Genomic DNA, 12,306 nt, shown 5'->3' on the forward strand with positions numbered 1-12,306 from the left:
GGGTCCGCGGGCGCTGTGGCGCCCGCGGACCCGGGTGTCGAGCAAGCGGATCGGATCAGTAGGAGAACTGCTGGATCTGGCTTCCGTCGCCTGCGTACGTCCAGCCCGTCCGGGTCGCCGGGTCGAGCTGCATGACGCGCTCGCGGTGTGTCTCGAGCCGGCCGTTCCAGGAGCCGTACAGGGGGTACTCGACGCCGGTCACCGTACCCACCGTGTTGCCTGTCTTCAGGTCGACGACGGCCATGCGTCCGGTGGCGTTGTTGTCGGTGAAGCCGTACTGCTGGAAGCCGCCCATGGGCTTCAGGTCCGGGAACCGGAAGGCGAGCAACGCCCAATGGTGCTCCCCGTCGACGGCGAGCGCGAGGGGCGTCTGAGCCGTTCCGACGTTCACCGGGTCACCGCCGCCGAGCTGCCCGAGGTATCCGGTGCCGGCGAAGTTGACGCTGTAGGAGTGGTACCACGTTTCGTAGAGGTTGCCCTTCTGGTCGGCGGCGAGGTCCCCGGCGCAGGGGATACCACCTTGGCTCTGGGTGACCGTCCCGGTGTCCAGGTCGACCGCTGCCACCGTGCCGGAGCCGATCGATGCCACGCAGTTGACGGTGGTGCCGGTCTTCTGCGCGGAAAAGAGGCCGGTCGACTCGTCCACGTCCAGCAGGCCGTACGACGTTCTCCCGTCCGGAGTGGGATCGAGCTGGAGCGGGGTGCCCATTGCGCCGGTTGCCGTGTCCACGGGCAGGACGAAGCCCGCCCGGTCGCTCGAACGGTGGGCGAGCACCGCTGCGCGGTGGCGTTTGGCGTCCACCCGCCCGCCCGTCACGACGTACTGGTCATCGACCCGGACGGGGCTGCCCACCGCGTCGCCGGTGCCCGTGTCGTATGTCTCGAGCCACTGCTCGCCGGTGGTCGTCTGCTTGTGCAGGACCAACGCGTGCTGGGCGGAGTCGACGCCGAACACCTCGTAGATGGAGCCGTACGTGGGGTCGCTCGTCAGCTTGCGGCCATAGGTTCCGGTGGCGGCGTCGTAGTCGTACACCGAGCCTTCGCCGGTGGGGCTTTCGACCGCCGCGACGGACGTGCCGCCGGGGACGATCGCGAAGTCGGTCAGGTTCGTGCCGTCGGGGGCCATTCCGTCGTCGTAGGCCAGAAGAGACGTCGGCGAAGCCTGCCCGACTGTCCTGCCGTGCTGGTCGACTGCGAACACCCGCAGGTCGTAGGCGATCGAGGAAGGGAGCTTGAGCGCGAGGGCGTCGAGGTCCGCCGTGCCTCGCGTGCCCGTGAGCGAGCGGTCGAGCGTGGCCGGGCTGTCCACCCCGTTGTGGTCGTGGGTGGTGCCGTTCTGGTTGCTGACCATGTTGTAGGAGTTGTACATGTTCGGTCCGGGTGCGGAGAACTCCAGCAGCGTGCCGGTGGCGCCCTTGACCCGCGACACGTCGTAGTGCACCGAGAATCGCGGCGCAGCCCGGTTCACCTCCAGCAGGTGACCGAACTCCTGGGATCCCTTCGCAGCCAGGGTCGGCGCCGCCGGGCGTTGCGACGGGTCACCGCCGTCGACGCGGACGGAGGCGAACTCGCCGTACACCGGGCCGCGCTTGGCGCCGCCCGCGGGGTTTTGGAGGACACCGATGCCGTAGATGCCGCCGCGGCGGAGAAGGCGTCGGCCGGGACGGTGACGGTGCCGCGCAGTCCCGTCAGCGGGGCGGTGTGGACGGCGGAGAAGATGGGCGCCGACGCGGGGTTCCAGTGGCCGACCTGCGACACGACCAGTTGGGGCGAGCTGACGTTCCGCACGCCGGTCAGGTCGTAGCGCACCTGTACGGAGTGCCCCGCCTCGACCACGGGCTGGACCACCGGGGCGAGTGCTTCGGCGTAGCCGCCGTCGGTGGGGCCGAAGGTCAGCTGGTGAGTGGTGGAGGCCAGCACCTCGTTGCCGTGGCGCACCTCGAAGGTGAGTGGGACCTGACGGTCCGTCGCGGAGACGACCGGAAGTCCGGCGGCGGCGAGCATCTGCGTGGGGGTGAGTCGGATCGCCGGCACAGCGGAGGTGAACTCATGGTTCTTGATGCGCAGCGCGTAGCTCACGCCGTCCCGGTCGCTCAGGCCGGTGACGTCGGCGCCGATGGTCACCGGTCCCACCAGGCCCTCACCGGTGGCGCTGGCGCCCGTGCCCGGTCCGGCCAGGTCGGTGTACCCGGGGTCGGTGGCCTCCAGGTAGGAGCCACCGAGCCCGCCGATGGTCTGGCGATGCGCCACGGAGAGCCGGACGATCCGGGGCGTGCCCGTGGTCACATGACTGCCGTGCGCCTTGGCCAGGACCGCCTGCACCGCGGCGGTGACGTCGAGCTGCGGACCGACGTGCAGCGGCTGGTCGATCTGCGGCGCAGTCGGTACGGCCCGGCCGGTGCGCTCCAGCAGCGAGCGGACGTCCTGGGGCGACGGGTGCTGCCCGGTCAGCCGGGAGGCTTGCAGCACGACCGCCGCGGCGGCCGCGATCTCGGGTGCGGAGGCCGAAGTGCCTCCGCTGAGGACCTCTGTCACCGACTGCGCGGTCTGGCCTCGGTGCTCGAAGGCGGGGATGCCGTCACTGGGCGCCGAGACGTCGATCCGGGTGCCGAATCCCGAGGAAAAGATCCCGGAGCCGTTGAGCCTGGTGGTCGCCCAGGTCCCGTTGCCCGACGCGGCTGCGCCGTTCTGCGGGGGCACGGCCAGAGTGTCGTCTGTCGTGGTGCCGCCCGCGGCGATCGCGCCGGAGTCCAGGACCTTGCTGGGCGTGGTTGACAGCTGGTCGTCGTCGATCCTGGTGGTGTCGGCGGCCTTGCCCGTCACGGCGGTCGCGGTGCTGCCGCCGTCGGGGCCGACGGCCGCGTTGGTGAACAGACGGGTCCCGTCGTTCGACGAGACCACCATGGTGATGCCGTACTGCTGCACGATCGACGCGATGACGGACTGCTGGACCGGGTCGTCCTCCAGGTAGCGTCCGGCGAACCCGAAAGCGTCGGTGCCGTAGCCCAGGCTGGCGGTGATCACGTCGGGCCGCGGCTGCTGCCGGGCGGCAGCCAGCAGGGCCACCGCGATCTGACTGAACGTCGGCTGCTGCGGGACGACGAGCCGGTAGTCGGCCCCCGGGGCGATGCCCAGCAGGTCTGAGTTCCCGCTGCCCTGCATGCCCGGACGCTGCAGGTCGTGGGGAAGCGGCGCCATCACGGAGAAGTCCAGCAGCACCTCACCCAGCGCGGAGTCCTGCCCCCGGGTCGAGCCGGTCGGGTCGAGTGTGCCGGTCGCGTCCGCGGTGTAGGTGGGGATCAAGGGCATCGTGGGGATGTCCAGGTATCGCCGGCCGTTCTGGACGACGGTCGTCGGCCCCGCGGGGCCCAGGTTCGGAGTCGACGCGTCTGTGAGGTCGCCCACCGAGACGTTGGTGATGGTCTCACCGGCGCCGGGCAGTTGCTGGAACTGCTGCTTCAGCAGGCTGTAGGCGCCTGTCGCGTCGACGCCGCCGGCGTTGAGGAAGCTCTGCAGCGAGGTGCCGAGAGCCGCGTTGCCGGGCACACCGTCGGTGCCGGTCGCACCGCTGTCCTGCTCCCTCGCCGACGAGTCGGCCTTCCCTGCGGTGGCGCCCACTGAGGAGGGCAGCGGCACGGCGCCGGTGTTCATGGGGGAGACGGTCCGGTCGGGCTCGGCGTAGACGACCCCGGGTGCGGCGGCCAGCGTATGGGCGGCAGCCGAGGCGTCGCCGCCGGCCAGCTGGACGACCTGGACCTTGGACAGGTCGATCGCCGCGGATCCCAGCTTCGCCTGGGCGGCTGAGTGCAGCTGCCGGGCCTGGGCGGCGGTGAGACCCGGCACCAGCGGCCGCATGGAGACGGCGTGAGTCCGGTGGAGTGCGGAGTTGACCGCGGTGTCCGAGGTCAGCGGGGTGCGGATCTGCAGACTGCGGTGCTTGCCCAGCGACTTGCCGGTCACGTGGGTGGCCGAGCCGAGCACCACAAGGACCTGGTGCGGGCCGTTCTTCGCCGACTGTGCGGGCATGGGCTGCTGGAACGAGCGCCACGGACCGAGCGCCGAGGACCCGGGTATGCCGGGCAACGCGCCCACCGAAGCCGTACTTTTCGCACCGGAATCGACCGCAGAGGTCTTCGCTCCGGTGGCCGACGCGTACTGCTCGGGTGCGGCGAGCAGCACGGCCGCACTGGCTATGGCGAGGCCGCGAGCGAACGCTCGTCTCCGCCGTTTCATGGGCACTCCACTTCTTGCAAGCGAACTCGGGGAAAGCAAAGACAAGGCGCTGCCCCCGAACAGCGCCCACGCTGCGGGGAATCTTTCAACCTGGAAAAGCCGCCACAAGATGAGCAGGCTGGCGGACTTCTGCCAACCGGCAGGAAGTCGCCACCGAAACGGCGAAGCTGTACGGCATTTACCGGCTTTGAGTCTGTGTTGTCGACATGATGTCGGTAGCTGATGGCAGTCAGGGCGTTTCACTGCGCGCAGCCGGTGGTCGAGGCGCGTTGGCCCTCTTTCGCCTCTGCCGAGCCACGTGAAGCGGGCGTGACCAGCCGGTCTGCCCCCGGAGAGCCGGCTCCGCCCGGGCGACGGTGGAGTCGGAGATGACCGCAACGACACGGGGCGAGCTCGAGTTTTCCGAGGGTCCGTCTTTCGAGCCAGGCGTCACCGGGAGTACGGATCGTCTCGCATCAGCGGATGCGGCGGAGGGCGTCGGGCGCACGGTCGGCCAGAGCGGGGTAATCGTCGACGGCCACGATGAGGTCGGCTTCGGCAAGCAGGGAGCGCAGGACGTGAACGGTGCCGTCCGTCCCGTCGAGGGTCAGGCCGTAGGCGGTAGGGTCGGCCGACGCATGCGGCTGTGGCACCGAGGGCGAAGGCCCTGATGATGTCTGCTCCCGTGCGGACGCCGGAGTCGAACACGACGGGCAGGCCGTCGGCGGCCTCGACCACGGCAGGTAGGGCGTCGAGGGCGGGCAGACCGCCCTTGGCCTGGCGGTCGCAGGCCAGTTCGGCGGCACGCTCGGCTAGCCGGATGCTACTGGGCCCCGGCCATTGTCGGTCGGGGCCTCGCTTCTGGGTACGGCGCGGGCGAGCCACCGGTTGTCGGTCCCCTGACACGGCAGCATGATGGGGACGAAGGCAGCAGCCACAGGCCTTCGCCGCATTCGTCTCCGGTGTCTGCCCAGCCGACTCGTATGGCCACGAGGTCAGTGCAGCGGTGCGGTGCTTGCCGGAACGAGTGAATTGGGGTCACTGCCCAGACAGGCGGAACACTGCGACTACGCCCACGGTCCCGTTCACCGGCTCGGGCACGCACGAGCGCTGACGGGTGCCCAGGTCAGGCGGTGGTCATGGCGCGGGGGAAGAAGACGCGAACGGGCAGTAGCAGCCCTACGAGCGACAGAACGATGAACACCACTTGGTGGACGTGGTCCTTGCCCGGCGGTAGCCCTCCCGCCAAGTGGGCGATCCAGAAGGCCGGGTAGTACCACTGTGCGTACCACGCCCACCTTTCCCCGCAGCGGAACGGTACGAGGGTGATCAGTACACCGAACAGGCCCATACCGGTCGCGGCCGCACCGTCGGCCCGCATGAGTTGCTCGTCGTCGGCCCCCGGTGCGACCGCGGCGACGACACCGAAGATGAGGATGCCGGCACCGACGATGAGTAGGCAGATCCATGCTGCCTTCAGGCGTGCGCTGTTGTGCTGCATGTGCGGTTCGTACCCGCTTCTGGCGAAGGGGACGCAGAGCGTCTGCCGTGGCCGAAGGTGCCGAGGCCGGACGAGGCGGTTGGGGCGGAGTGCTGCAGGCTTCCGGGTACGGAGGAGGTGGCCGAGCCGCTTGTCGGCGTGCGCTGAAAGAGGTCTCAGGGGCCGAGTCTGCCTTGAGCCACGACGCCCGTATCGTCAGCCGTCAACTCACCCCTCGGACACAACGCTTGACGATACGGTGACGAGGGCCTCGATCTGACGGTCGCGGTCCTCGTTGCGTGTTCGTAGCTGATGGTGATGCCCAGGGCCTCGTACAGGGGGCCCTTCTTGTCGGGGGCAGCGGTCTGGACGCGCTGTGCAATGTCTCCAAGACTCTCAGTGATTCGCCGGATCTATTGCGCATAGAGCGGGGATTGCGGCGGGGTCGGCTCCGGCGTCGAGGGCTGCCTGGTCGCGGGCGAGCCTCCGCTCACATTCCTTGATCGCGTGGCGTGCTTGAGTCTGCTCGGGGGTTCGGGGCTCTGCGGCGCTCGCGTGGGTGAGCGCTTGGAGGGTGGCGGAGAGCCGGTCCTGGCCCGCATGGCCAGGGGCGCGGTCTGCTTGCCGCCGAGCGGAGGTCGTCGATGAACTCGGGGAGCCGGCCCTCGAGTTGTGCGCGTTCGGCGGTGACGAGCCCGCGGCCGCGTTGCTAGATCGGCATGACGGTGAACACGGTCAGGCCGATGAGCAGCGGCAGCGCGCCGTGGACCAGCTTGGTCATGTTGGCCGCCACGAACAGCAGGCCCACGAAGAGCAGCACGGTCGCGCCGACGACGATCAGCCACAGGGGCGTACGCCACTTCGCGCGGGCGACGTAGAAGAACAGCAGGGAGGCGATGGTGATGGTCCCGGTGACCGCCATGCCGAACGCGAAGGGCAGCGTCGCGGAGCTGCGGAAGGCGAAGACCAGGGTGAGGACCGAGACCATCAGCAGCCCGTTGCTCCAGGGGACGTAGATCTGGCCGATGGTCGAATCGGAGGTGTGCGCGATCCGCAGCCTCGGCAGGTAACCGAGCTGGGCGGCCTGGGAAGTGACCTCCTCCTCATGGGCGAAGCCAGAACTGCCGGAGCTTTCGCCGGTTCACCGGATGCGTGCTGTCGGACCGTTGCCTGCACTCAGGTCTGAGGGTGGGTTTCGTACATGCGCACCGCCACGATCAGGCCGGAGGCGGCGGTGAGGGCGGCGACGGCCCAGATGGCGGTGGTCAGCCCGTAGGCGTCGGCGAGGGCTCCGGCCAGCAGGGCGCCGACGGCGAAGCCGCCGTCGCGCCAGAGGCGGTAGACGCCGACAGCACGGGCGCGCCAGGCGGGGTGGGCGACGTCGCCGATGGCAGCGAGCAGGGTGGGATAGACCAGGGCGGTGCCGACGCCGAGGAGGGCCTGGGCGGTGGCCCAGACGGGGAAGCTGGTGCCGGTCGCCACCAGGGCGATGGCCGCGGCCTGGATCAGCATGCCGGCGGTGATCAGGTGTTTGCGGCCGATCTGGTCGGACCACCAGCCGGTGAACAGCTGCCCGAGCCCCCACACCGCCGGGTAGAGGGCGGCAAGGACGCCGATCGCGGCGACGGACAGGCCGTGGGCGGCGAAGAGGAGGGGGAAGATGCCCCAGGCGAGGGCGTCGTTGAGGTTGTTGACCATGCCGGCCTGGCTGGCGGCGGACAGGGCCTTGTCATGGAAGCTGGTGATCCGGGCGATCTGGCCGGTGGTCAGCTCGCCGTGGTGGTCGGGGTTCTTGGGTGCAGGGTGGCGGGCGGCCTCGGCGCGGGCGTGGCCCCTGGTCTCGCGGACGGCGAGGGTGGACAGGCCCAGGGCGAGGGCGGCGTAGGCGGCGCCGAGGAGGAAGGGGCCGGGCCGCAGCCCCCAATGGGCGGCGATGGCACCGGTGGCCATGGCGGTGGTCGCGAGGGCGACGTAGCCGGAGGCTTCGTTGAAGCCCATGGCCAGGCCGCGCCGTTGCGGTCCGACCAGGTCGATCTTCATGATGACGGTGGTCGACCAGGTCAGGCCCTGGTTGACGCCGAGCAGGACGTTGGCCAGGACGATCCAGCCCCAGGCCGGCCCGAAGATCAGCAGCGCCGGCACCGGCAGCGCCACCAGCCAGCCGGCGACCAGCACGGGCTTGCGGCCGTAGCGGTCGGAGAGGGTGCCGGCGAAGAAGTTCGTGATCGCCTTGGTGGCGCCGAAGGCCACGATGTACGTCAGCGCGGCGGTGTAGGCGGTCAGGTGGAAGACGTCACGGGCCAGCAGCGGCAGGACAATGCGTTCCTGGCCGAGCATGCCGCCGACCAGGGCGTTGACGGCGACGAGCAGGGTGAACTGGGCGAGGTTGGCGCGCATCCCGAGCCGTATGCAGCTTGCCTCGGCTGCGATGGTCATGAGTCCTCCGCGAGACAGTTGCCGGTGGCCCCACGGTCGCCAGGGTCGCCGATGAGGCCGGCAGCGAAGGCCCTGCTGCTCAGCCCAGTGCCGACGAGCGGCGGTGGGTGGACGTCGGTAAAACCCATCGGATCCTCCGGTTTCCGGACGGGACCGGTCGCTCCGGCTCAGCGGCCGCGCAGCGCGGCGAGCGTGGCGTCGAGGTCGGCTGCGCGGGGCCGGTTGTGCGGCAACTTGCCGAGCATGGCCGCCATGCCACAGGTGTCGGTGAGGGCGGAGAAGACGAGGCCGCCCGCGATGCCAACGGAGAGCAGTTGGAAGGCCGGGTGCACGAGCAGGCCGAGAAGCAGCCCCAGGAGCACCACCGCTCCGGCGGTGAAGCCGACCTGCCGTTCCATGCTCCAGCGGGCCCGGGTGTCGCACGCGGCGGGCTGGTGCAGGTCATGCCCCTGCGCGGCCCAGCCGGTGGTGCCGCCCGCGAGGGTGGCGGTCGGGATGCCCTGTTCGGCCAGGAGCTTGCAGGCGTTCTCCGAGCGGGCACCGGAGGCGCACACCACGAGGACGTCTCCGCGCCCGGCCGCGTGCCGGATCTCGGGCAGTGCGCGACGGACGTGGTCCAGGGGGATGTTGAGGGCGCCCGGGAGATGACCGGAGGCGTATTCGCCGGGGGTGCGGACGTCGATGACGGTGAGTTCGTGGAGTCGCTCTCGGGCCTCGTCGGTGCCGAGCGTGATGGGGGCGAGGGGGCTGGTCATGACAGCGGTGATCCTTGTCGTCTCTTGATGGTCGTCTGGTCGTCGCCGTCCCGAACCGGGACGTAGAGTACCCCTAGGGGTATAGGCAGAGGAGTGGTCGTGGAACTGGAGCTCGAGGGCACGTCCCTGAAGGCCGTGCTGAACCGGCTGCGCCGGGCGCAGGGGCAGATCTCCGGGGTGATCCGGATGATCGAGGAAGGGCGGGACTGCGAGGAGGTCGTCACGCAGCTGGCGGCGGCCTCGCGGGCGCTGGACCGGGCGGGTTTCGCGATCATCGCCACCGGGCTGCAGCAGTGCGTGGCGGACATCGAGTCGGGCAGGAGGAACGGGCAGGACGCGGAGGCGATGCGCGCGCGGATGGAGAAGCTGTTTCTGTCACTGGCGTGAGGGCGGCCGTTACGCCACCGCGTCCACCAGCATGAAGCCGGCCACCGCGAGCAGGACGAGGGCGAACACGCGTTGCAGGGTGTCCCCGGGCAGCTTGGCCGACAGGCGTTTGCCGTCCCAGGCGCCGAGGATCGCCGCGCCGGCGAACGGTCCGATGACGGCCCAGTTCAGGCCGCTCGCCGTTCCGGCGCGCATGGCCAGCGCGGCGAGCGAGTTGATGGTGATGACCAGCAGACTGGTGCCCACCGCCGCCCGCATCCGCATGCCCAGGACATTGACCAGTGCCGGTACGGCGAGGAAGCCGCCGCCCACGCCGAGCACGCCGGTGACCGCGCCGAGCCCGGCGCCCGCGGCCGCGGCCCGGACGGGCCGTACCGGTGTGGCGGTTCCCGGCGCCGGGCGGTGCCGCAGCATGCGTATCGCGGCGACGGCCGCGACCACGGCGAAGGACACGGCCAGCGCGGCAGCCGGCAGGCGACCGGCGAGCGCCCCGCCCAGCATCGCCGGGCCGATTCCCGCCGCCGCGAACAGCAGCCCCGTACGCCAGCGGACCTGGCCGTCACGGGCGTGCGCGGACAGCGCCGTGGCGGAGGTGACGGTGACGATGACCAGGCTCGCGGTGGTCGCCGCGACCGGGGTGAAACCCAGCAGGTAGATCAGGGCGGGCACGGCCAGCACACTGCCGCCGCCCCCGAGCGCCCCGAGGGCCAGACCGATGACGGCCCCGGCGATCAGCGCGAGGATCACAGCACTCATGCGACGGTCCCGTCCCTGCCGTGCGCGTCCACCACCGGCAGTCCGGCAACGGCCCAGTCCCGCATGCCACCGATCACGTCGACGGCCTCCACGCCTGTGGCGAGCAGCAGTTCGGCCGCCCGCTGCGAGCGGTTGCCCGAACGGCAGATCACGACGACGGGCTGCCGGCTCTGTGCTTCGGCGGGCAGTCCGGCACCGGCGGCGAGCGCCGTCAGGGGCAGGTGTACGGCGCCGGGCGCGTGCCCGGCCTGCCACTCGTGGGGTTCGCGTACGTCGAGCAGCAGGGCGTCACCGCCCCGTCCGGCGGCATGACCGGTGCGGATCGCGGCGTCCTGCACGGTCACCCGTCCCGGACTGCTTGCACTGCGTCGAAAGAGGCTCGACATGGTTCTCGCTCCTGTTCGTCCTCGGTTCTCCGGCCTGGTCATGGGGCGCCGACGGTGAGCCCGGCCGTCTCGGCTGAGGCGAAGGAGTCGTCCACGGCCACCACCTCCCGGCCGGCCGCATCCAGCAGGGACGCGGCGATGGCGGCGCGCATACCGCCCGCACAGTGCACCCACACCTGACCGGCCGGCACCTCGCCGATACGGGAGTGCAGGGCATGGACGGGGATGTGCACAGAGCCTTCGATGAAGCCGGCCGCCCGTTCGGAGGCCCGGCGGACGTCCAGGACGACGACGCCGTCCCCGGAGCGCGCCGCAAGGTCGGCGAAGGTGGCCCTCGGGAAGGAGGCGAGGGCCTCGCCGTCCCGCACCCAGCCGGTCGGCGCCCCGGTGGCCGCGGCGGCCGGGCGGTCGATGCCGACGCGGACCAGCTCGCGCTGGGCGGCGGCGAGCTGCTCGGGCGACTCGGCGAGCAGGGTCACCGGCTTGCCCCACGGGATCAGCCAGGCCAGGTAGGTGGCGAGCTGCCCCTCGGCCTCGAAATTGAAGGAACCCGCGAGGTGGTTCTCGGCGAAGGCGACACGGTTGCGCAGGTCGACCACCCACTCGCCGGCGGCCAGTCGGTCGGCGATCTCCTCGGCGTCGGCGACCGCGGGCGGAGTGAGGTCGACCGGCGCCGGTCCGTCGGCGTTGGCCGGGCCCATGTGGGCGTAGTAGGCGGGGATGTCGTCCAGGCCGGCCAGCAGGTCCGCGACGAAGGCGTCCACGTCCCGGGTGAGCGCCTCGTTGGCCGCCTTCTCCTTGCCGATAGTGGTGGACTCGCCCTCCGCCTGGGAGGAGGAGCAGAAACTGCCGAAGCCATGGGTGGGCAGCACCGCCGTCTCGTCGGGCAGCTCGGCGGCCAGCCGGTGCGCGGAGGCGTGCTGGGCGCGGGCGAGGTGCTCGGTCAGCCGCGGTTCGACCAGGTCGGGCCGGCCGACGGTGCCGATCAGCAGCGAGCCGCCGGTGAACACCGCGACCTCCGTGCCGTCCGCCTCCAGGACGTAGGAGGTGTGGTGCGGAGTGTGACCGGGAGTGGCCAGCGCCCGCAGCACCAGGCCGGACCCTCCCCCGATCTCCCAGCGGTCACCGTCGTGCACGGGCACACGCTCGTAGGAGACGTGAGCCCCGGCGGGGACGAGGTAAGCGGCGCCCGTGACCCGGGCCAGCTCGAGGCCACCGGTGACGTAGTCGTTGTGGACGTGCGTCTCGACGACATGCGAGATCCGCACCCCGCGCCGCGCCGCCGCCGCGATCACCTGCTCGATGTCCCGCGGCGGATCGACCGCCACCGCCGTCCGCTCGCCGCCGGCCAGATAGCTGCGGTTGCCGAGCCCGGCGACCTCAAGGGTGTCGATGAAGAACACGGCGTACTCCCTTCCAGTGAAGAATTACCCCTGGGGGTATATGTCGACAGTAACATTGATACCCCAGGGGGTATTCCGAAGGGCATGGCTGTGAAGCAGGTCACGGATGCCTGGCCCGCAGCTGGACACCCGTCCTCGCCGGGCAAGCGAACAGGAAGGGCCAACCCCACGCGTTACGACCGCACGGTGCACCTCGACACAGACTTCGTTACCGCCGTCACCCGGGTTCGCGAGGCCCTCGCCGGCCAGGGCTTCGGCGTCCTCACCGAGATCGACGTCACCGCCACCCTCAAGGCGACGACGTGGTCGTCCGCACCGACGGCGACCGCACCGCCGTCAGGGCCCCCGGTCCGCAGACGATGGTGGCCCTGACCGGACTCGACGCCCTCCGCCCGGTCGCCGAGGAGGCTTACCCGCCGCCTCGACGCCGCTCTCGCCTCCCTCACGGGGACCGACGCGGACAAAGGACGCTGACACATGCCCGACCCGGC

At 70.9% G+C, this 12,306-nt stretch carries 10 protein-coding genes and 2 pseudogenes; 2 read left to right on the top strand and 10 right to left on the bottom strand.

All coding sequences use genetic code 11. The features are described from left to right. Window positions 1–55: 55 nt before the first annotated feature. The 7 genes and pseudogenes from ACH47Z_RS21545 to ACH47Z_RS21575 all read right to left on the bottom strand — a co-directional run bounded on the left by ACH47Z_RS21545 (window position 56) and on the right by ACH47Z_RS21575 (window position 8,883). Window positions 56–1,468 carry a hypothetical protein gene (locus tag ACH47Z_RS21545; RefSeq protein ID WP_399075929.1) on the bottom strand — a complete coding sequence of 471 codons (1,413 nt, stop codon included), beginning with the start codon at window positions 1,466–1,468 and terminating at the stop codon, window positions 56–58. Then, on the bottom strand, window positions 1,465–4,233 hold the full coding sequence (locus tag ACH47Z_RS21550) for a S8 family serine peptidase (RefSeq protein ID WP_399075931.1): 2,769 nt from the start codon (window positions 4,231–4,233) through the stop codon (window positions 1,465–1,467). The genes ACH47Z_RS21545 and ACH47Z_RS21550 overlap by 4 nt, the downstream gene beginning before the upstream one ends. 455 nt (window positions 4,234–4,688) lie before the next feature. After that, a pseudogene (locus ACH47Z_RS21555) lies at window positions 4,689–4,995 on the bottom strand (alpha-hydroxy-acid oxidizing protein); the annotation flags it as partial. Between the two features lie 343 nt (window positions 4,996–5,338). Beyond that, the gene (locus ACH47Z_RS21560; RefSeq protein ID WP_399075934.1) at window positions 5,339–5,713 is read right to left on the bottom strand and encodes a hypothetical protein; all 375 of its coding nucleotides are present in this window, start codon (window positions 5,711–5,713) and stop codon (window positions 5,339–5,341) included. A gap of 688 nt (window positions 5,714–6,401) precedes the next feature. Then, window positions 6,402–6,758: a KUP/HAK/KT family potassium transporter gene (locus ACH47Z_RS21565; protein WP_399076432.1), complete on the bottom strand. Its 357-nt coding sequence runs from the start codon at window positions 6,756–6,758 to the stop codon at window positions 6,402–6,404. 110 nt (window positions 6,759–6,868) lie between these two features. Beyond that, a complete protein-coding gene (locus ACH47Z_RS21570) occupies window positions 6,869–8,128 on the bottom strand; it encodes an MFS transporter (RefSeq protein ID WP_399075936.1) in 1,260 nt (419 codons plus the stop codon). A 167-nt stretch (window positions 8,129–8,295) separates the two neighbouring features. After that, entirely contained in the window at window positions 8,296–8,883 is a 588-nt protein-coding gene (locus ACH47Z_RS21575) for a rhodanese-like domain-containing protein (RefSeq protein WP_399075938.1), read from the bottom strand. A 99-nt stretch (window positions 8,884–8,982) separates the two neighbouring features. On the opposite strand from ACH47Z_RS21575, the gene ACH47Z_RS21580 reads away from it, so the two are divergent. Further along, entirely contained in the window at window positions 8,983–9,270 is a 288-nt protein-coding gene (locus ACH47Z_RS21580; protein ID WP_399075940.1) for a metal-sensitive transcriptional regulator, read from the top strand. 9 nt (window positions 9,271–9,279) lie between these two features. On the opposite strand, the gene ACH47Z_RS21585 is transcribed toward ACH47Z_RS21580, so the two are convergent. The 3 genes from ACH47Z_RS21585 to ACH47Z_RS21595 form a co-directional block, all read right to left on the bottom strand. Then, window positions 9,280–10,026, bottom strand: coding sequence for a sulfite exporter TauE/SafE family protein (locus ACH47Z_RS21585; protein ID WP_399075942.1), 747 nt, complete (start codon window positions 10,024–10,026; stop codon window positions 9,280–9,282). Continuing rightward, window positions 10,023–10,370, bottom strand: coding sequence for a rhodanese-like domain-containing protein (locus tag ACH47Z_RS21590; protein WP_399075944.1), 348 nt, complete (start codon window positions 10,368–10,370; stop codon window positions 10,023–10,025). Before ACH47Z_RS21590 ends, ACH47Z_RS21585 begins: the two co-directional genes overlap by 4 nt. Window positions 10,371–10,450: 80 nt before the next feature. Beyond that, a complete protein-coding gene (locus tag ACH47Z_RS21595; RefSeq protein ID WP_399075946.1) occupies window positions 10,451–11,815 on the bottom strand; it encodes a rhodanese-like domain-containing protein in 1,365 nt (454 codons plus the stop codon). A 186-nt stretch (window positions 11,816–12,001) separates the two neighbouring features. Here ACH47Z_RS21595 and ACH47Z_RS21600 point away from each other — a divergent pair. Continuing rightward, window positions 12,002–12,289: pseudogene (locus tag ACH47Z_RS21600) on the top strand (DUF302 domain-containing protein). The last annotated feature ends 17 nt before the right edge of the window (window positions 12,290–12,306 follow it).

Origin of the sequence: Streptomyces sp. NPDC020192, from assembly GCF_044388685.1 — a bacterium.
GTDB lineage: Bacteria > Actinomycetota > Actinomycetes > Streptomycetales > Streptomycetaceae > Streptomyces.

Excerpts from the sequence above, each read along its gene's own strand:
- ACH47Z_RS21550 (WP_399075931.1), bottom strand. The coding sequence starts at position 4,233 with ATGAAACGGCGGAGACGAGCGTTCGCTCGCGGCCTCGCCATAGCCAGT.
- ACH47Z_RS21560 (WP_399075934.1), bottom strand. The coding sequence starts at position 5,713 with ATGCAGCACAACAGCGCACGCCTGAAGGCAGCATGGATCTGCCTACTC.
- ACH47Z_RS21570 (WP_399075936.1), bottom strand. The coding sequence starts at position 8,128 with ATGACCATCGCAGCCGAGGCAAGCTGCATACGGCTCGGGATGCGCGCC.
- ACH47Z_RS21575 (WP_399075938.1), bottom strand. The coding sequence starts at position 8,883 with ATGACCAGCCCCCTCGCCCCCATCACGCTCGGCACCGACGAGGCCCGA.
- ACH47Z_RS21585 (WP_399075942.1), bottom strand. The coding sequence starts at position 10,026 with ATGAGTGCTGTGATCCTCGCGCTGATCGCCGGGGCCGTCATCGGTCTG.